The organism is Loktanella sp. PT4BL (assembly GCF_003201935.1).
Lineage (GTDB): Bacteria > Pseudomonadota > Alphaproteobacteria > Rhodobacterales > Rhodobacteraceae > Yoonia.
On record NZ_QJJL01000002.1, the window covers coordinates 722,911 to 740,737 of the forward strand.

The 17,827-nt window shown below is 58.4% G+C and carries 17 protein-coding genes and 1 tRNA gene; 11 read left to right on the forward strand and 7 right to left on the reverse strand.

Annotated elements, in window-relative coordinates:
• Window positions 1-28: 28 nt before the first annotated feature.
• Entirely contained in the window at window positions 29-1,282 is a 1,254-nt protein-coding gene (locus C7964_RS08520) for an ROK family protein (protein WP_502693559.1), read from the forward strand.
• Window positions 1,279-2,745: a CRTAC1 family protein gene (locus C7964_RS08525; protein WP_110279225.1), complete on the forward strand. Its 1,467-nt coding sequence runs from the start codon at window positions 1,279-1,281 to the stop codon at window positions 2,743-2,745. Before C7964_RS08520 ends, C7964_RS08525 begins: the two co-directional genes overlap by 4 nt.
• Before the next feature lie 50 nt (window positions 2,746-2,795).
• On the opposite strand, the gene C7964_RS08530 is transcribed toward C7964_RS08525, so the two are convergent.
• Both C7964_RS08530 and C7964_RS08535 read right to left on the reverse strand, forming a co-directional pair.
• Complete coding sequence (locus C7964_RS08530) at window positions 2,796-4,106, reverse strand: cytochrome-c peroxidase (RefSeq protein ID WP_110279226.1); 1,311 nt, start codon at window positions 4,104-4,106, stop codon at window positions 2,796-2,798.
• A gap of 65 nt (window positions 4,107-4,171) precedes the next feature.
• Complete coding sequence (locus tag C7964_RS08535) at window positions 4,172-5,452, reverse strand: DUF3422 family protein (RefSeq protein WP_110279227.1); 1,281 nt, start codon at window positions 5,450-5,452, stop codon at window positions 4,172-4,174.
• A 218-nt stretch (window positions 5,453-5,670) separates the two neighbouring features.
• Here C7964_RS08535 and C7964_RS08540 point away from each other — a divergent pair, with 218 nt between their 5' ends.
• On the forward strand, window positions 5,671-6,222 hold the full coding sequence (locus C7964_RS08540; RefSeq protein WP_110279465.1) for a pseudouridine synthase: 552 nt from the start codon (window positions 5,671-5,673) through the stop codon (window positions 6,220-6,222).
• Between the two features lie 87 nt (window positions 6,223-6,309).
• Window positions 6,310-6,726: a VOC family protein gene (locus C7964_RS08545; RefSeq protein ID WP_110279228.1), complete on the forward strand. Its 417-nt coding sequence runs from the start codon at window positions 6,310-6,312 to the stop codon at window positions 6,724-6,726.
• 49 nt (window positions 6,727-6,775) lie between these two features.
• On the opposite strand, the gene C7964_RS08550 is transcribed toward C7964_RS08545, so the two are convergent.
• Window positions 6,776-6,862, reverse strand: a tRNA-Leu gene (locus tag C7964_RS08550).
• Between the two features lie 107 nt (window positions 6,863-6,969).
• Here C7964_RS08550 and lipB point away from each other — a divergent pair.
• Both lipB and C7964_RS08560 read left to right on the forward strand, forming a co-directional pair.
• Window positions 6,970-7,620 (forward strand): lipoyl(octanoyl) transferase LipB, encoded by a 651-nt coding sequence (lipB, locus tag C7964_RS08555; protein ID WP_110279229.1) that lies wholly within the window; start codon window positions 6,970-6,972, stop codon window positions 7,618-7,620.
• Between the two features lie 564 nt (window positions 7,621-8,184).
• Window positions 8,185-8,460 carry a hypothetical protein gene (locus C7964_RS08560; protein ID WP_110279230.1) on the forward strand — a complete coding sequence of 92 codons (276 nt, stop codon included), beginning with the start codon at window positions 8,185-8,187 and terminating at the stop codon, window positions 8,458-8,460.
• Window positions 8,461-8,494: 34 nt separating this feature from the next.
• Here the strand turns inward: C7964_RS08560 and C7964_RS08565 are convergent, their stop codons facing one another.
• The gene (locus tag C7964_RS08565) at window positions 8,495-9,628 is read right to left on the reverse strand and encodes a carboxylate-amine ligase (RefSeq protein WP_110279231.1); all 1,134 of its coding nucleotides are present in this window, start codon (window positions 9,626-9,628) and stop codon (window positions 8,495-8,497) included.
• Between the two features lie 213 nt (window positions 9,629-9,841).
• Here C7964_RS08565 and ctaD point away from each other — a divergent pair, with 213 nt between their 5' ends.
• Together ctaD and C7964_RS08575 are read left to right on the forward strand one after the other, a co-directional pair.
• Window positions 9,842-11,515, forward strand: coding sequence for a cytochrome c oxidase subunit I (ctaD, locus tag C7964_RS08570; RefSeq protein WP_110279232.1), 1,674 nt, complete (start codon window positions 9,842-9,844; stop codon window positions 11,513-11,515).
• 139 nt (window positions 11,516-11,654) lie between these two features.
• On the forward strand, window positions 11,655-12,173 hold the full coding sequence (locus tag C7964_RS08575) for a DUF2244 domain-containing protein (RefSeq protein WP_110279233.1): 519 nt from the start codon (window positions 11,655-11,657) through the stop codon (window positions 12,171-12,173).
• On the opposite strand, the gene C7964_RS08580 is transcribed toward C7964_RS08575, so the two are convergent.
• Entirely contained in the window at window positions 12,154-12,615 is a 462-nt protein-coding gene (locus C7964_RS08580) for a GatB/YqeY domain-containing protein (RefSeq protein ID WP_110279234.1), read from the reverse strand. The two genes, C7964_RS08575 and C7964_RS08580, sit on opposite strands and share 20 nt — an antisense overlap.
• Window positions 12,616-12,789: 174 nt before the next feature.
• On the opposite strand from C7964_RS08580, the gene carA reads away from it, so the two are divergent.
• Window positions 12,790-13,926 carry a glutamine-hydrolyzing carbamoyl-phosphate synthase small subunit gene (gene carA / locus C7964_RS08585; protein ID WP_110279235.1) on the forward strand — a complete coding sequence of 379 codons (1,137 nt, stop codon included), beginning with the start codon at window positions 12,790-12,792 and terminating at the stop codon, window positions 13,924-13,926.
• Window positions 13,927-14,033: 107 nt separating this feature from the next.
• Here the strand turns inward: carA and C7964_RS08590 are convergent, their stop codons facing one another.
• On the reverse strand, window positions 14,034-14,687 hold the full coding sequence (locus C7964_RS08590) for a GntR family transcriptional regulator (RefSeq protein WP_110279236.1): 654 nt from the start codon (window positions 14,685-14,687) through the stop codon (window positions 14,034-14,036).
• A gap of 101 nt (window positions 14,688-14,788) precedes the next feature.
• On the opposite strand from C7964_RS08590, the gene C7964_RS08595 reads away from it, so the two are divergent.
• Window positions 14,789-15,436 carry a pyrimidine 5'-nucleotidase gene (locus C7964_RS08595; RefSeq protein WP_110279237.1) on the forward strand — a complete coding sequence of 216 codons (648 nt, stop codon included), beginning with the start codon at window positions 14,789-14,791 and terminating at the stop codon, window positions 15,434-15,436.
• 38 nt (window positions 15,437-15,474) lie between these two features.
• On the forward strand, window positions 15,475-16,665 hold the full coding sequence (locus C7964_RS08600; protein ID WP_110279238.1) for a UbiH/UbiF family hydroxylase: 1,191 nt from the start codon (window positions 15,475-15,477) through the stop codon (window positions 16,663-16,665).
• Here C7964_RS08600 and C7964_RS08605 read toward each other — a convergent pair.
• Complete coding sequence (locus C7964_RS08605; protein WP_110279466.1) at window positions 16,662-17,789, reverse strand: aminotransferase class V-fold PLP-dependent enzyme; 1,128 nt, start codon at window positions 17,787-17,789, stop codon at window positions 16,662-16,664. The genes C7964_RS08600 and C7964_RS08605 overlap by 4 nt on opposite strands.
• Window positions 17,790-17,827 lie beyond the last annotated feature (38 nt).

Consider the following 17,827-nt stretch of genomic DNA (forward strand, 5'->3'; position numbering starts at 1 on the left):
ATTCAGAGATTAAACTATGTACGACAATATGGCTGACCAAAACGACGAATCGGGAGGTCCGAACGGCTGTGGTCCATTGTTGGCGTCAGATTCGCCCGACGCCAAGCCGTTGCGACAACAAGTCTTCGAACACGTCCGCGCGACGGGGCGTGCCGCACGCACCGATGTCACCCGCGCACTCAACATTAGTGCCGGATCAGCCACAACGCTGACTGCCGACCTGATCTGCGCGGGGCTTTTGCGCGAAGTCGAAGGCCTGCCCCGTGAAAGCGGCCGCGGGCGCCCGCCCGTTGCGCTCGAGGTCGTGCCAGAGGCACGCTACGTCATCGGGATAAAACTTTCGGATGAAACGCACTCTGCCGTGCTCTCTGATTTTGCAGGTCGCCCCGTTGCAGATGCTACCCTGCCCTCATCGCCCGGGCGCAAATCGCTCGATACGGTTCTGGAAGAAATTGATATCCTGATTGACCGCGTCCTTAAGGATGCGGACATGAGCCTGCTAGAGATTTCGGCAGTTGGTATGGGTATTCCTGGCATTGTGGACCACGACACGGGCACCGTAACTTGGTCACCCTTCCTGATTGAAACAGAGGTTGATATCCGCACTGCCTTTATGGCGCGGTTTGGCATGCCGGTTTACGTGGACAACGATACGAATGTGCTCAGCCTTGCAGAGCTATGGTTCGGGGCCGGTCGCACAATTGCGGATTTCGTTGTCGTCACAATCGAGAATGGCGTCGGTATGGGCCTTGTGCTGGACAACCGGCTTTTCCGTGGCGCGCGCGGCATGGGGCTGGAACTGGGTCACACAAAGGTGCAGCTTGATGGTGCGCTATGCCGCTGCGGCCAGCGCGGCTGTCTTGAGGCCTATCTCGCGGACTACGCATTGGCGCGTGAGGCTGCGACGGCACTCGATCGCAACCCCCGCACCCCGCAAAGCCCCTATGTGATGCTGGATGCGCTTTTTGCACAGGCCAAATCCGGCAATGAGGCCGCGCGCACGATCTTTCGCCGTGCGGGACGGTATCTGTCGCTGGGGCTCTCGAACGTGATCCAGCTCTTCGACCCCGGCCTGATCATTCTGTCGGGCGAGCGGATGCAATACGACTACCTCTATTCCAAAGAGGTGTTGGCCGAGATGCAGAAACTGACCCTGAGCGACGGGCGCACGCCTTGCGAGGTCGAAGTCCACGCCTGGGGTGGCATGATCTGGGCGCGCGGTGCCACGGCGCTCGCGCTTGAGGCCGTCACGGCCGCTGCATTGGGAGAGGCCCGCGGATGATCCGGCTCTTGGCGCTGCTTGTCGCAGCCGCACCGGTTGCGGCAGACCCCTTGTTCGAGGATCGCTCGGCGGGGTTGCCGGAACATATCTATGGCGGAGAGTGGGAGCATTTCGTCGGCGGTGGCGTTGCGGTCTTCGACTGCAACGGCGATGCACTGCCTGATCTCTTTGCCGCAGGCGGCGAAAACCCCGCGCAGCTGATGATCAACCGCGGGGAATTTACGTTCGCCAAAGGTGCGGCACCTGAACTGACAGGCGTCACCGGAGCCTATCCGCTGGATGTGAACGCAGATGGGGCCATGGACCTCTTCGTGCTGCGCGTTGGCCAAAACCAGTTGTTGATGGGAGGGGGTAATTGCCGCTTTACCGCCAGCAATGAGCTTCCTCAAGATGATGCGTGGTCGACCGCTTTCACCGCCTGGTGGGAGGATGACGGCAAACCTGTCATGGCCATCGGCAATTATGTAGACCGTGCCGATCCTGAGGGACCTTTCGGGGCTTGCGATGACAATATGATCCTGCGTCCCGGCGCATCAGGCTATCAAAGCACCCTGCTGACCCCGGGTTTCTGCCCTCTGTCGATATTGGCGGCCAACGACGCACGCGGACGCCCGACCCTGCGGCTCTCGAATGACCGGCACTACTATGTCCGTGAAGGCTATGAGCAGATGTGGGACATTGCCGAACGGCGTTTTCTGGGCTCCGATGACGGATGGAAGAACGTCTCGCTCTGGGGGATGGGCATCGCGAGCCGGGACCTGACAGGTGACGGGCGCGATGAGGTCATGCTGACCTCCATGGGCGATCAATTGATGCAATTGGCCCAAGAGGACGGCACCTATGCCGCAGCCCCTTTCACGATCGGCACCTATGCCCAGCGCCCCCATACCGGCGATGACGGGCGCCCCTCTACGGGCTGGCATGCCGAGTTTGCGGATGTGGACAATGACGGGCGCGCGGATCTGTTCATCGCCAAAGGCAACGTCGACCAGATGCCGGGGCTGGCGATCCAGGACCCCAATAACCTGTTGATGCAAAATGCCGATGGCACCTTTCGCGAGACTGCAGCGATTGCAGGTGTTGCCACCAAAGAGCGCGCGCGCGGCGCGGCCTTGGCCGATTTTGACGGTGACGGTCGTCTGGATCTTGTGGTTGTGAACCGGCGTGCGCCGATGGAGCTTTACCGCAATGTCACAACGGACACCGGAAACTGGCTGGAGATTGCGCTCAGCCAGCCCGGCGGCAATATGAATGCTGTGGGTGCGACTGTCGTGGTGGAAGCAGAAGGAAACCGCCAAAGCCAGCAACTGACCGTCGGTGGCGGGCATGGCGGTGGCAAAGCATTGCCGTTGCACTTCGGCTTGGGTGCGGCAGAGACTGTCAACGTGACCGTAGTTTGGCCGGGTGGGCAGCAAACCAGCCATCAGGCCCAAGCAAATCAGCGGCTGCGGCTGGTGCGCTGACGCGCGGAAAGATGCCTCCGGCGGGGATATTTACGGGCCGATAATAAGGGTCAGGGCTGGTCTATCGGCAGCCCGCTTGGCACGGCGTCAGGAATGCCCAGTTTTCCATCAATCGCGGCGGGGTCAGTCAGCGCGTCCAGAAACGCCACCAAGGACGTGATCTGCGCGTCTGTTATCCGGCGGGGGGCATAGGTGACGGCCTGCGCGATCGCAGGGCTATCCGCCAGGCCGCGCGTGTCATCGACGGGAAGCGCGGGCAGGACCGCGTTGGTGACATCATAGGTTTCCAGCGCCGCAACCGGATCGAGATGTGCCTCAATAAAGCTGCGCAAATCGCGGTGCGCGCCCGCGTGACCGTAAGGGCCGGTCAAGGCCACGTTGCGCAACGACGGCGTACGGAAGGCGTAAAGATCGGCAGGATCACCTGTCACGCGGAAACGCCCTTCGTCGCGGGCGTGGCTTTCAAAGCGCGCGGCTTTGCCGGGGCCGATCTGGGGGGCGCCCATCGCGTGAAATTCATGATCTGTCAGGAACGGGCCGCTGTGGCAGCTTGCACATCCTGCGTCACCGTAAAACAGGCTCATGCCGGTGGCGGCGGGTTCGGGTAACGTGGCTTCGCCGCGCAGGACCGCATCGAAAGGGGCGTTGTCAGAGCGCCACTCGAATTCCATGAAGGCCGCAATAGCGTTCGAGATATCGGCGAAGGTGATTTGATCGGGCGCGTCGATATGGTCATAGGTCGCGACAAAACTGTCAGCATAGGCGGGGATGTCGCGCACGCGCTGCGAAATCAGGTCCCAAGCACCACCCTGCCCTGTGATCACGCCACGCCGCACCGCTTGGGAGATTTCATTTTCGCTATAGTGACCTGCCATTTCATCGGGGCTGAGGACCGGAAACATGGTTTGCGCCGAAAGAAGCGAGGCAAAACCGGTGACCATATCCGCATCAAGCGGTGTCCGCAGTCCACCGGGGCGGTCGGGGTCTACCTCGATCCGGCCATCATGGAAGAGCACCGTGAACTCATATGCGCCGAGGTTGAAGAGAGCCGGTGCATTTCGCGGTATCCGCTGTTCGGGCATATTGTCAGGATCTGCCACACGTTTTGGCCCAAGACCGATGCCACCATCGCCAAGGCCGAGCGACAAGCCGTCACCGGTGCCAAACGCGGGATGATGACAGGTGCCGCATGAGACATTGCGGTTGCCGGACAAGATGGGATCGTAGAACAAAAGCTGGCCCAAACGGGCCTCGACCTCACGCACGGGGGCGAAATCCGCCTCGGTCAAAGGTGCGGGCAGCCCGTCGGCAAAAGCGGCGTCCGCGCCGATGATGGCAACCAATCCCAAGACAATGCGCATAGTACCTCCACCCCCTATCTTGGCAAAGTGTTACCATGGTTTCCTTCGCGCACAAGTGCGACGGATTATTCCATATGTTTGCGGATGCGATTGATCATCAGCCAGACGAACAGCAGAACAACAGGCGTTGCAAGAGCGGCCATCAGCACCTTACCGATGCCCAGAGGCTCACTGATCGGCGCGATGACATAGAGCACCAGATTGACGGCGTAGTAGCTGATTGCAACAACCGACAGCCCCTCAACCGTGCGCTGGAGACGCAGCTGGAGGTCGGCGCGTTTGTCCATGCTGGTCAGCAGTTCCTGGTTTTGTGCCGAGCGTTCCACATCCACCCGTGTGCGCAAGAGATCACCGGCACGCAAGGCACGGTCCGACATCGCGTTCAGCCGCTCTTTGGTGGAATTCACGGTCCGCATCGCAGGGTCAAACCGGCGCATCATGAATTCGCTAAAGGTCTGACGCCCCTCAAAACGGGTTTCGCGCAGGACTTCGATCCGCTGGTTTACGATCTTCTCGTAGGCCACCGTGGCGCCAAAACGAAACGAGGTTTGCGCGATCGTATTCTCAATCTCGGCCGACACTTCGAGCAAGGACTGCAGAACCTTGGCCGGATCACCCTCTGATCCACGCATATCTTCCAGAAGACCTGTGAGCTTTTCATCGAAGGCCGCCATCCGCGGGCCCAGTTCACGCGCGCGGCTCAGACCCAGCATGGACATGGATTTATAGGTCTCGATCTCGCACAGACGCTGGACAACCCGGCCCACACGACGGTTGCCGACATGGGGCCGCGCAAAGACGGCAAAACGTGTGTGTCCGGCATGATCAATGCGGAAATCACCCGCGACAACCAGATCATTCTCGATCACCCGACTGATGGCGAGGCTTTCGGGAACAAACCAGTCGCGCGCTTTCTCGATGATCCCCTCATCCCCATCGGCCACCTCGATACGGATCAGCGCGGATGTGACGCGCACGCCGGGTGCCGCCTCAAGCCAGTCTTGGGGAAAGATTGAAAAGGTTGCGGCGTCGAAAGGCTGATCCGCGACACCCTCGCCGAAGATCGTGTAGGTGACAAACTCGGTATGGCTTTCCCATTTCAGATGATGGCGCCCGATTTTCCCGAAGTAGTGGGTCGCGTCGGGCTGGGGATGCTGCGCGCCAAATCTGTCGAGCAGATCAATCAGATGGGTACGGTCCGCCCCGCGATCACGGCCCGCGGCGTTGCTGGCCGGTTTGATCGCAAGAAAGGCCGCACGGCTGGGGGCTCCGACAGCGGGAAACGGCCGGGCGTGCAACTCATTCGCCATCGCATAGCGCAAGGGGTGGTCGGCGATCGGGGGCATTGGCGCGCCTTTTTACTACTCAATGATCTTCAATCTAGTCGCGTTTGCGCGCAAGTAAATCAAAAAGTTATTCATTTATAATATGTTACCAGAGTACATCTGTATACCGCAGGTTGGTTTGGCGTTTGCGCAGCGCACGTGACGGCACCGAACTGACCAAGTGAACCGAAACCCAGAAGACCATGGACGGCATGGCACCGCCTGCGTTAGTCAGGCATATGACGCGTGTGATCCTTCTGAACAAACCTTTTGGCGTGCTGTCGCAGTTCACAGACGCGAAAAGCCCGACACCGCGGCCGACGCTTTCTTCTTTTGTGGACGTGCCCGGGGTCTATCCTGCGGGGCGGCTGGACCGCGATAGCGAGGGGCTCTTGGTGCTGACCGACGACGGGAAGTTGCAGGCCCGCATCGCTGACCCCAAAAACAAGATGAGCAAGACCTATCTGGTACAGGTCGAGGGCGCGCCAACGGACAAAGACATCGCGCCGCTGCGCGAAGGCGTCACGCTCAAAGACGGCCCCACCCGCCCCGCAAAGGCCCGCCTGATTGATCCGCCCGCTTTGTGGGAACGTGATCCGCCCGTTCGGTTTCGCAAATCTGTGCCGGATACATGGATCGAGGTGACCATCAGCGAAGGGCGGAACCGTCAGGTGCGCCGGATGACGGCGCATATCGGCTTTCCGACACTGCGGCTGGTGCGATGGCGTGTCGGGAACTGGACACTGGACGGGATTGAAAGCGGGGCATGGCTAGAAGCCAACCCGACATAAGTGCCGGTTCGCTGCACAGGATTGATCGGGCATGACAAGCTGTGCCAGAACACTGGCAAGCCCCCACAGCGCAAGAAGGAGCACACGATGATTGCCTATGTGACCGTTGGTGCTGACGACATCGCGCGCGCAGAACAGTTTTACTCCGCCTTTTTGCCTGACCTTGGTTATGCGCTGGAAGAATTTCACGGTGACTTAAGTTACATCTTGCCCAAACAACCGGGGCAGTCCGTTGCGCTACCGGACTTCTATGTCAAAGCGCCCTTCGACGGGCAACCTGCCACTGCCGGGAACGGGACAATGATCGCATTCGAGGCGCGCAATCAGGCGCAGGTGCGCGCGCTTCACGCTGCAGCTGTAGCCGCCGGTGGAACGGATGAGGGTAAACCGGGTTTTCGCGCGTCCTATGGTCCGCATTTTTACGTTGGCTACCTGCGCGACCCACATGGCAACAAGATCGCATTATTTTCGAACGACCAAAGTGAGCCGGGACGCGACGCGTAATGTATATGGGGCTTACGGCGCCTGTCCGATCAACAATCACGACAAAGACTGGTGCGGTCGGGGGGACTCGAACCCCCACGAGTGTTACCTCACAGCGACCTCAACGCTGCGCGTCTACCAATTCCGCCACGACCGCAAGACCACTAGCTTGGTAAGTGCGGCACTCATAGACGAGGCGTTTTGCGATGCCAAGAGGGAAAACACCCCCTTTTCAACGCAACATGCCGGCGTTACCTCACATGCATGGTGGAATGGATCACAACAGACGGGCTGACCGATTACCAAGAGGCGCTGTCCTTCATGGAAACCCGTGTTGCGGGCATCATTGAAGGCACCGCGGATGAGTGTATCTGGCTGCTTGAACACCCCCCGCTTTACACCTCGGGCACCTCGGCAAAACCTGATGATCTGGTCGATCCGGACCGTTTTCCTGTTTATGAGGCGCGGCGCGGTGGCGAATACACATACCACGGCCCGGGGCAGCGGGTGGTTTATGTCATGCTCGATGTCGGCAAACGCGGGCATGACGTGCGCCGGTTCGTCAAAGATCTTGAAGCATGGGTGATTGCCACGCTTGAGACCTTCAATATCAAAGGTGAAATTCGCGAGGGGCGTGTCGGTGTCTGGGTGGAACGGCCCGAAAAGCCGCGCAACGCTGACGGCTCATGTGCAGAAGACAAAATCGCAGCCCTTGGCATCCGCTTGCGCAAATGGGTGTCGTTTCACGGCATATCAATCAATGTAGAACCCGATCTGAGCCACTTTGAGGGTATCGTTCCCTGCGGGATTCGTGATCACGGCGTGACATCGCTCGTCGACCTAGGGTTGCCGGTTACAATGGATGATGTGGACGTGGCGCTAAGGCAGACTTTTCACCGTCATTTTGGCCCATAGCCTATCCCTTCAGCCGCCAGACCACAGCAGCTCATCGGAATGCGCGAGACAAGCATGCGTCAGCGCGTATACATTTTTTTGCCGATTGCGCAGTCGCAATCTGGCTTTCTTTGGGCAAACACCTAGATTACGGCGCAAGGCGGGCGCTATTGTGGCGAGAATGCCAAATTTACTATATTTTACTGACCTTTAGGATAGGTATGCTTTTTTGTATGCAGCATTTAAGACCATGCGTAGATCGACGCTCTCAGAAGAATCACGGGCGTTGCGTACTCGGAGTTTGTTAAATGTTTGAATTGTTTCTCATCGTACTTTTGGCCGTCGTCGTGTTGATCGGTCCATCTTCACAACGACCGTGCGCAATGAACAAATGTGATGATTCTCCAGCATGCGAAAAGCATGTCTAACTGTGCGTTGTTCAAAGCCGGCAGAAGTCAATAAAACAACCCTAAACTGTTTCAGCCAGCGTTTACGTCCATAATTTAGTATGCTAGCGACCGTACCATGCCTCCCGAAAGCATTGGTGTGACGATGTCGCGTTCAGTCTACGAAAAAGTAACTTTCATGCTCTCCCAGGCAATCACAATGTTTGTCGGGGCGGTATTCCTGACCATTGGATTGAGCGGCATTTTCGGGGTCTTCCTGCGGCCGATTTCCGAGATTTCTTTCCTGATCGAACCGATGGGTCTGGGCGCATATTATGACCAACTCTATTGGAGCGTCCTGACCGCGACAGGTGTGTGGCTGATCATGTTTTTCTGGGTTAAACAAGCCGCGTTGTTTTCGATCGGGCTCATTCTTTTCAAATGGGCTATGATAAAATACGGCGCACCGTTTTAGCAGCTTTCGTTGCATGGCCCCGAGACAGTCTATGCTATAAATCTACCGAAAAAGCCGCCACCAATGACGCAGCGACGGCGCTGAGTGCTTCCTTGTCTGTCGCACCTGCCTGTTTGGCTTGGGAAAAGACTTCGCGTTGATGGTCTGCGCTGGTGCCATTGGCCACGATCTCGCGGGCGGCTTTCACCTCGGCCTCACATTCAAGCGCGACAGCATCCTCTGCGATCAACGCGAGAATTTCGTCTACCGCTTGCGAAAACGGGATCAACGCCTTGCGGCCAAAGTCGATCAATCCCTCCGAGGTGCCATAACGCTGGGCGCGCCAACGGTTCTCTTCCACCATGAAATTCTGGACCAAAGGCCAACCCTCTCCCGTTTGCGACCTCCGCCATAGCATCCGCGTGAGGCACTGCGTCAGCGCCGCCAATGTCAGCGTAACCTCCATGCGCGGGGCGACGTCACAAATGCGGGATTCAATTGTGGGGAATTTCGACGATGGGCGCAGGTCCCACCAGATTTTTGAAGCGTCCTCGATCAGCCCAAGGTCAATCAACGTATCAACCGTTGACGAAAACTCAGCCCAGTCCGCCATCGCGGGTGGCAGGCCGGTCCGGGGCAGATTGTCAAAGACCGTGAGACGATAGGAATTCATGCCTGTATCCTCACCCTGCCAATAGGGCGACGAGGTGGAAAGCGCGTGAAGATGCGGCAGAAAGTACTTGAGCTGATTGACCAAATCGATGCGCGTATCCTGATCGGGAATGCCCACATGGACATGCATCCCGCAGATCAGCATCCGCCGTGCAACGCCGGCAAGGTCACGGCGCAGTTGATGATAACGCTCCTTGTCGGTGTGGTGCTGCTCTTTCCAGTCCGCAAACGGATGGCATGAGGCAGCGATGGGCGCCAGCCCATAGTCGGCTGCATGGCGCGCTACGGTGCGGCGCAGATGCGCCAGATCGCGGCGCGCCTCGCCAATTGTCTGGCAAACCCCCGTCCCAATTTCGATCTGGCACTGCAGGAATTCCGGGCTGACCTGCCCTTCGAGGTCTTTCTTGCAGGCTGCAATCAGACTGTCGGGCGCTTGCGCCAATGCAAACGTCGTCTGGTCGACCAGAAGGTATTCCTCTTCGATGCCCATCGTGAATGGCGGGGTTTTGTCTACCATGCGTCACCTCCAGTTTCTGCTTCAGCCTAGCGGGAATTACTTCGTCTGTCAGCGCAACAGATCAGTTCCAGCCTTTGCCTGCGCCAAATTAACCCAGCCAATTCCGCGTATCCTTTGTTGCCCCTTTAGCATCAACCCATTAGAACCGATGCAAATGTGCGTCGGGCAACGACTCGGCGACATCAAAAAGTAGCCAATACGAGGAGAGCCAAAATGGCAGACGCAGCCATCCACGGCGATGCACACGAAGACGAGCGCGGTTTCTTCACCCGCTGGTTTATGTCCACAAACCACAAAGATATCGGCATCTTGTACCTGTTTACCGCAGGTTTCTTGGGCTTTGTCTCGGTGGCGTTCACCGTCTACATGCGCATGGAGCTTATGGAGCCCGGCGTGCAGTACATGTGCCTTGAAGGTGCACGCTTTACCGCGGCAGCCGCAGGTGAATGTACGCCAAACGGCCACCTCTGGAACGTTCTGATCACCTATCACGGTGTCCTGATGATGTTCTTCGTGGTTATTCCGGCCCTTTTCGGTGGTTTCGGTAACTACTTTATGCCGTTGCAGATCGGTGCACCGGACATGGCGTTCCCCCGCCTGAACAACCTGTCCTACTGGATGTTCGTCGCTGGTGCATCTCTTGGCATCGCGTCGATGCTGGCACCAGGTGGTAACGGTCAGGCCGGTTCCGGCGTTGGTTGGGTTATGTATGCCCCGCTTTCGACCTCCGAGACAGGCATGTCGATGGACCTTGCGATCTTCGCGGTTCACCTGTCAGGTGCGTCTTCGATCCTTGGCGCGATCAACATGATCACAACCTTCCTGAACATGCGCGCACCCGGCATGACGCTGCACAAAGTGCCGCTCTTCGCATGGTCGATCTTCGTGACAGCATGGCTGATCCTTCTCGCCCTGCCCGTTCTGGCTGGCGCGATCACAATGTTGCTGACGGACCGGAACTTCGGCACGACGTTCTTCCAGCCTGAAGGTGGTGGTGACCCTGTTCTCTACCAGCACATTCTGTGGTTCTTCGGTCACCCCGAGGTTTACATCATCATCATCCCCGGCTTTGGTATCATCAGCCACATCATCGCAACCTTCAGCCGCAAGCCGATCTTCGGCTACCTGCCGATGGTTTATGCGATGGTCGCAATCGGTGTTCTGGGCTTCGTCGTCTGGGCGCACCACATGTACACCGTGGGTATGTCGCTGACACAGCAGTCCTACTTTATGCTGGCCACGATGGTGATCGCGGTACCGACAGGTGTGAAGATATTCAGCTGGATCGCCACGATGTGGGGTGGGTCGGTTGAGTTCAAAACACCAATGCTCTGGGCGATGGGCTTCCTGTTCCTGTTCACCTTGGGCGGTGTGACCGGCATCGTGCTGTCTCAGGCCGGTGTGGACCGTGTATATCACGACACCTACTATGTTGTGGCGCACTTCCACTATGTGATGTCGCTCGGTGCGGTCTTCTCGATCTTCGCGGGTATCTATTTCTACCTGCCGAAAATGTCGGGCCGCATGTACCCTGAGTGGGCAGGCAAGCTGCACTTCTGGGCGATGTTCGTCGGTGCCAACCTGACCTTCTTCCCACAGCACTTCCTGGGCCGTCAGGGCATGCCACGCCGCTACATCGACTACCCCGAAGCCTTCGCTTACTGGAACTATGTCTCCAGCTGGGGTGCATTCTTGTCCTTCGCGTCCTTCCTGTTCTTCATCGGTGTGATGGTCTGGACCCTGACAAAGGGCAAGCGCGTCACCGAGAACAACCCTTGGAACGAATATGCGGACACACTGGAGTGGACACTGCCAAGCCCGCCACCAGAGCACACGTTCGAGACGCTGCCAAAGCAGTCTGACTGGGACAAAAAGCACGCGCACTAAACGTCGCTTTGATAAGAAAAAGAAAGCCCCGCCATCTGGCGGGGCTTTTTTTATGCTGCGATACATCCTGAAAGCAGCCACCATGTCCTGCGGCATTCTATCGGTTTGACGGCGGCGCGGCGCGCATTACAACTGCGTCATGCCCTACGAATGGACCCCGACCCCGCCCCATAATGATCGCCGTTGGCAACTGAGCCTGTGGCCCTACCGCTCGCTGCTGCGCAAAGACTTTGTCTTGTTCATCGGCGGCACCGCCGCGCTCGTGTCGCTCCCCCTGCTCACACTTCTGGGGCAAGCGGTGCTTTGGGGTCTTCTGCCTTTCTTCGGGATGATGCTCGCAGGGGTCTGGTACGCGCTACACGTCAGCTACCGGCGTGGCGAGGTGTTGGAAGAACTGACCGTGGATGACGCCCGCGCCTACCTGACGCGGCACAATCCCAAAGGCGATGTGCAGCAATGGGAGGCCAACCGCTATTGGGTGACAGCCCACTTGCACCCCAAAGGCGGGCCGGTTGAAAACTATATCACCCTGCGCGGCGGGGACCGCGAGGTCGAGATCGGTGCGTTCCTCGATGCCGAAGAACGCCTTGTCCTTTTTGATGAGCTACAAATCGCGCTCCGCGCAGGGCGCGAGCCGGTTACCCCAACCGGTCTTTGACCATCGGCCCGGCTTTGCCGAAATCCATACGTCCTGTGTACTTGGCCTTGAGTGCGGCCATGACTTTACCCATGTCGCGGATGCTTTCGGCACCAACTTCGGCAATTGCTGCGTCAACGGCCGCTTCGGCTTCGTCTTTGCTCAATTGCTTGGGCAGGAATTCCTCGATGATCTTGATCTCTGACAGCTCTTTCTCTGCCAGCTCAAGCCGCCCACCTTCTTCATAGGCACGCGCGCTTTCCTGACGTTGCTTTACCATCCGGCCCAAGATTGCCAGAATGCCTTCGTTCGACACCCCGCCTTCATCATCTCCTGTGCCGCGCGCTGCGATGTCTTTGTCCTTGATTGCGGCATTAATCAGCCGCAGCGTTGATAGGCGATCTGCTTCTTTCGCGCGCATCGCATCTTTAAGGGCCGCTGAGACCCTGTCACGCATGTCCATAAATGTGTCCCGTACATCTGACGTCAAACGAACCGCTAACATAGTGTGAACCCGCCAGCGTGACAAGCGCCCAGTGCGCAACGTCACCCTTGTTTGCAAGGGCGCAATCCGGCCTTGACCCGCGCCGCCGGCCTGCGTACACCCGCACCAATTTGACATCTGGGGAGATCGATTATGGCGCAGAAACCAACAGCCTGTTTGGCACTCGCGGACGGTACGATCTTCTATGGGATGGGCTTTGGCGCCACCGGCGAAACGGTGGCCGAGCTTTGCTTTAACACCGCCATGACCGGCTATCAGGAAATCATGACAGACCCGTCCTATGCGGGACAGGTCGTGACCTTTACCTTCCCGCATATCGGCAACACGGGCGTCAACCCTGAGGACGATGAAACCGCTGATCCTGTTGCAGAGGGCATGGTCGTCAAATGGGATCCGACGCAGGCATCAAACTGGCGTGCGACCGAAGAGCTGACCGCATGGTTGACCAAACGTAACAGGATCGGGATGGGCGGCGTCGATACACGGCGTCTGACGCGGGCGATCCGCCAGCAAGGCGCGCCGCATGTGGCACTGGCCCATAACCCGGACGGACAGTTCGATATTGCTGCTCTGGTGAAGAAAGCCCGCGCATTCCCGGGGTTGGAAGGGCTGGACCTCGCCAAGGAAGTGACCTGTGCCCAGTCCTATCAGTGGAATGAGATGCGATGGGCCTGGCCCGAAGGCTACAAGCCGCAGACAGCACCCAAGCATAAGGTTGTCGCGATTGATTTTGGTGCCAAGCGCAACATCCTGCGCTGTCTGGCCAGCGCCGGCTGCGATGTCACCGTGTTGCCAGCGACGGCCACCGCCGAAGACGTATTGGCGTTGAACCCTGACGGGGTGTTCCTGTCGAACGGTCCCGGTGATCCTGCCGCGACAGGTGTCTACGCCGTCCCGATGATCAAGGGTGTGCTTGATGCCAACCTGCCGGTCTTTGGCATCTGCCTCGGGCACCAGATGCTGGCGCTTGCGGTCGGTGCCAAGACGATCAAGATGAACCACGGCCACCACGGTGCCAACCATCCGGTCAAAGACATGGAGACCGGCAAGGTCGAGATTACCTCGATGAACCATGGCTTTACCGTTGATAGCCAAACGCTGCCTGAAGGTGTCGAAGAAACCCATGTGTCGCTGTTTGATGGCAGCAACTGCGGTATTCGCATCGCAAACCGGCCGGTTTTCAGCGTGCAATACCACCCAGAGGCCAGCCCCGGTCCGCAGGACAGCTATTATCTGTTCGAAAGATTTGCCGAGGCGATGAGCGCTTAACCTCTGATTAACTTATTTTGTTCAAATTGCTCACACGAAGCCGTCATGTGAGTCGACGGTGTTAAGTTTGCTTCGTGCACTTTACCGGTGTGGGCTGCAGTTCGGGGTTATTCTGCAGCTTCCACAGCCTCTGCGTCCAGTTTCAGACGCGTGACAAAGGCCTGTGAGATGTGGTCGCGCAGCGCCTGATAGGCCGCATCGCCGTCGCCATCCTCAATTGCTTTGACAATGGCCGCATGCTCGCGCAGCGTCTCCGCCCCCCGCCCCTCGGCCGCAATTGACGTCGTCGCCAAGAGCGCCATGGACCGATGTACCAGATCCAGTTGCTGCACCAGAAAACGGTTGTGCGAGGCCAGATGGATTTGCTTGTGAAAGCGGCGGTTCGCACGGCTCATGGCCTTTGGATCACCAACCAGTTTCTGATCGGCTTCGAGCATATCGCGCAGCACCTTCACCTCTTCCGGGGCCGCGTGGCGGGCCGCAAGACGGGCGGCAAGCCCTTCCAGTTCACCGCGCACGACATAAAGCTCGGACAGTTGCGAATGATCCAGAGATGCCACAATCAGCGACCGTCCGTCCCGCGTCAGCAGCGATTGCGTCTCGAGCCGTTGCAGGGCCTCGCGGATCGGGGTGCGCGATACGCCAAACCGTTCGGCCAATTCGCTTTCCACAAGGCGGTCACCCGGCTTGTAGATATGGCTGTCGATCGCTTCGAGGATCAGGGCGTAGGCGTCTTTCTGGGACACGCGGGTATCTTGCATCGGGTCGGACCTTTCGTAACTGTTTCACCATATGCCTCTGCCCGCCCTGCAATCAAGCCAAAGCGATTGAAGCGCGCTTCCGCCCATCATAGTGTGCGCGTATGGTAGCCAATCACTTTAGCCATGTAGACACATGGGTCTTCGATCTCGATAATACGCTGTATCCACCTTCGGCTGATCTTTTCGGTCAGATGGACGCGCGTTTTGCGGCATATGTCGCGCGATTGACGGGGCACGATCAGCAGCGTGCGCTGGACCTTTGCAAGCAATACTGGAACGACTACGGCTCGACCCTGCTTGGCTTGATCGACAATCACGATGTCGATCCCCATCATTTTCTTGCGGATGTGCATAACATCGACATTTCACATCTGGAAGAAGACGGGCTGCTGGCTTCTGCGATTGCCGCACTGCCGGGGCGGAAAATTGTCTTTACCAACGGCTCGGAAAACCATGCAAAACGTGTTCTGGCCGCCCGTGGCCTGACACGCCAGTTTGACGCCGTCTACGGCGTTGAGCATGCTGATTTCAAAGCGAAACCGGGGCAAGACGCCTTTTCCCGCGTGTTTGCAAAAGACGGGCTAGCCCCGACAAAATCCGCCATGTTCGAGGACGAAGCCCGCAATCTGGCGGTGCCCCATGCCTTGGGAATGCGAACGGTGCACGTACACGACACGCCCCTTCCTGCCCCACATATCCACCATCATACCGATCATCTGACGGATTTCTTGTCGCAGCTTACGCGCTAGCCCTTTCAGGGCGCGGCCAAGCGGCCTATGTCTTTCCCATGGAACGCAAAACAACAGATATCGTGATCAGTGGTGGCGGAGTTGCAGGCCTGACCGCCGCAGCCGCCTTTGGCACCGCGGGCTTTGACGTAACGATCGTTGACCCCACGCCCCCCATAACCACAAGCGATGCCGAAGGGTCCGATCTGCGGACCACCGCATTTTTGCAGCCCGCCCAGCAGTTTCTGGAAGCCGCAGGGCTGTGGACGCGGCTGGCGCCCTTTGCTGCGCCGCTTCAGGTCATGCGGATCGTTGATATCGGGACCGACAAACATGTCTCCCGCGATTTTAATGCCGCCGAGATTTCGGACCAGCCCTTCGGCTGGAACCTGCCCAACTGGCTTTTGCGGCGCGAAATGGTTGCGCGGCTGACTGAGCTGCCAAATGTCGAGTTCCGCGCAGGTGTCGGCTTTGCCCGCATGGTGGCGCGCAGTCATGAGGCGCTGGTGACGCTCTCGGACAATACCCAGCTTTCGGCGAAACTTGTCATCGGGGCTGACGGGCGCGGATCAGCCGTGCGCGAGAGCGCCGGAATTGGCGTGAAAACAATGCGATACGGGCAAAAGGCACTGACCTTTGCCGTCACCCATGATGCACCGCACGACAATGTCTCAACCGAAATCCATCGCTCTGGCGGGCCATACACGCTGGTGCCTTTGCCGGACCACGAGGGCAAGCCCTGCTCTGCCGTGGTCTGGATGGAAGGCGGCGCTGAAGCCAACCGTTTGCATGCCCTGCCGGAAACGGCGTTCGAGGCTGCGGCAAACGACCGCTCCGCTTATCTTTACGGGCCCCTGAAACTCGCCAGCAAGCGGACCCTTTGGCCCATCATAAGCCAGATTGCGGATCACCTGACAGCGCCGCGCACGGCGCTTGTGGCGGAGGCTGCGCATGTGATGCCGCCGATTGGCGCGCAGGGTCTGAACATGTCCTTGCGTGATCTGTCCTGTCTGCTTGATCTCGCCGCAGCGGCACCCGACCAACTGGGCGCACCTGCGATGCTGGATACCTATGCGCGCAAACGCCATCCCGACATCAAATTGCGGGTTACAGGGATTGACGCGCTCAATCGCGCGTCAATTGCCGGAAGCCCGATGATGCAGTCCCTTCGCGCCAAAGGGATTGAGGCACTTTATGGTGTTACGCCCGTCCGGCAGACACTGATGCAGTTGGGCCTTGGCGCGCGTTAAAGCACCTTGTCCAGCACAGGCACCAGACGCGCCAGCGTGGCGTCCACATCATAGAGCTTGTCCAGCCCGAAAAGGCCGAGGCGGAATGTGCGGAAATCGTCCGGCTCGTCACATTGCAGCGGTACACCAGCGGCAATTTGCATGCCTTCGGCGGCAAATTTCGACCCATTCTGGATGGCCGGATCGTCGGTATAGCTGACCACGACACCCGGCGCACCGAACCCTTCGGCGGCAACCGATCTGATCCCCTTATCGGCCAGCACCTTGCGCACAGCATCGCCCAAGGCCCATTGCGCCTCTTTGAGTTTATCAAAACCGAATTCTCGGGTTTCGAGCATTGTATCACGGAAAGCCCGCAAGCCATCGGTCGGCATTGTTGCGTGATAGGCGTGACCGCCATTCAGGTAGGCCTGCATGATGCTGTGCCATTTCTTCAGGTCGACGGTGAATGAATTGGAAGTAGTTTCCGCCATCCGTGCCTCGGCACGTGCCGACAACATCACAAGTCCCGCAGAAGGCGTGGACGACCACCCCTTTTGCGGCGCCGAGATCAGCACATCAACGCCGGTTGCTTTCATATCCACCCAAGCACAGCCCGATGCGATACAATCGAGCACCATGAGCGCACCCACGTCATGGGCCGCATCGGCAAGGGCTTTGATATAATCATCCGGCAGGATGATCCCGGCAGAGGTTTCCACATGGGGGGCGAAAACAACATCAGGGCGCGCATCCCTGATGGCGGCTGTGACATCTTCAATCGGTGCCGGTGCAAATGGCGCGCGCGTATCATTGCCCGCCTGCCGCGCCTTCATCACTGTTGTCTTGGCCGTAAACTTGCCTGCTTCAAAGATCTGGCTCCAGCGATAGGAAAACCATCCGTTGCGGACCACAAAGGCATGGGCATCGGCACCGAACTGGCGCGCAACGGCCTCCATTGCGTAGGTGCCACCGCCCGGCACGATGGCCACGCTATCGGCATTATAGACCTCGCAGAGCATGTCCGAGATATCGGTCATCACACCTTGAAAAACCTTCGACATGTGGTTGAGTGACCGGTCGGTAAAAACCACCGAGAACTCCATCAAACCGTCCGGGTCGACCCCTGAAATTGCGTTGTCCATTGCCATCTCCTAGCTGCTTATCCGTATGGCTATGTGCA

What these genes read in the sequence shown, in the direction of transcription:
- C7964_RS08605 (WP_110279466.1), bottom strand. Translation starts at nt 17,789, where the DNA reads ATGGACAACGCAATTTCAGGGGTCGACCCGGACGGTTTGATGGAGTTC.
- C7964_RS08560 (WP_110279230.1), top strand. Translation starts at nt 8,185, where the DNA reads ATGCTCTCCCAGGCAATCACAATGTTTGTCGGGGCGGTATTCCTGACC.
- C7964_RS08565 (WP_110279231.1), bottom strand. Translation starts at nt 9,628, where the DNA reads ATGGTAGACAAAACCCCGCCATTCACGATGGGCATCGAAGAGGAATAC.
- C7964_RS08535 (WP_110279227.1), bottom strand. Translation starts at nt 5,452, where the DNA reads ATGCCCCCGATCGCCGACCACCCCTTGCGCTATGCGATGGCGAATGAG.
- C7964_RS08600 (WP_110279238.1), top strand. Translation starts at nt 15,475, where the DNA reads ATGGAACGCAAAACAACAGATATCGTGATCAGTGGTGGCGGAGTTGCA.
- C7964_RS08575 (WP_110279233.1), top strand. Translation starts at nt 11,655, where the DNA reads ATGCCCTACGAATGGACCCCGACCCCGCCCCATAATGATCGCCGTTGG.
- C7964_RS08525 (WP_110279225.1), top strand. Translation starts at nt 1,279, where the DNA reads ATGATCCGGCTCTTGGCGCTGCTTGTCGCAGCCGCACCGGTTGCGGCA.
- C7964_RS08520 (WP_502693559.1), top strand. Translation starts at nt 29, where the DNA reads ATGGCTGACCAAAACGACGAATCGGGAGGTCCGAACGGCTGTGGTCCA.
- lipB (WP_110279229.1), top strand. Translation starts at nt 6,970, where the DNA reads ATGGTGGAATGGATCACAACAGACGGGCTGACCGATTACCAAGAGGCG.
- C7964_RS08530 (WP_110279226.1), bottom strand. Translation starts at nt 4,106, where the DNA reads ATGCGCATTGTCTTGGGATTGGTTGCCATCATCGGCGCGGACGCCGCT.
- ctaD (WP_110279232.1), top strand. Translation starts at nt 9,842, where the DNA reads ATGGCAGACGCAGCCATCCACGGCGATGCACACGAAGACGAGCGCGGT.
- C7964_RS08595 (WP_110279237.1), top strand. Translation starts at nt 14,789, where the DNA reads ATGGTAGCCAATCACTTTAGCCATGTAGACACATGGGTCTTCGATCTC.
- C7964_RS08590 (WP_110279236.1), bottom strand. Translation starts at nt 14,687, where the DNA reads ATGCAAGATACCCGCGTGTCCCAGAAAGACGCCTACGCCCTGATCCTC.
- C7964_RS08580 (WP_110279234.1), bottom strand. Translation starts at nt 12,615, where the DNA reads ATGGACATGCGTGACAGGGTCTCAGCGGCCCTTAAAGATGCGATGCGC.
- C7964_RS08540 (WP_110279465.1), top strand. Translation starts at nt 5,671, where the DNA reads ATGACGCGTGTGATCCTTCTGAACAAACCTTTTGGCGTGCTGTCGCAG.
- C7964_RS08545 (WP_110279228.1), top strand. Translation starts at nt 6,310, where the DNA reads ATGATTGCCTATGTGACCGTTGGTGCTGACGACATCGCGCGCGCAGAA.
- carA (WP_110279235.1), top strand. Translation starts at nt 12,790, where the DNA reads ATGGCGCAGAAACCAACAGCCTGTTTGGCACTCGCGGACGGTACGATC.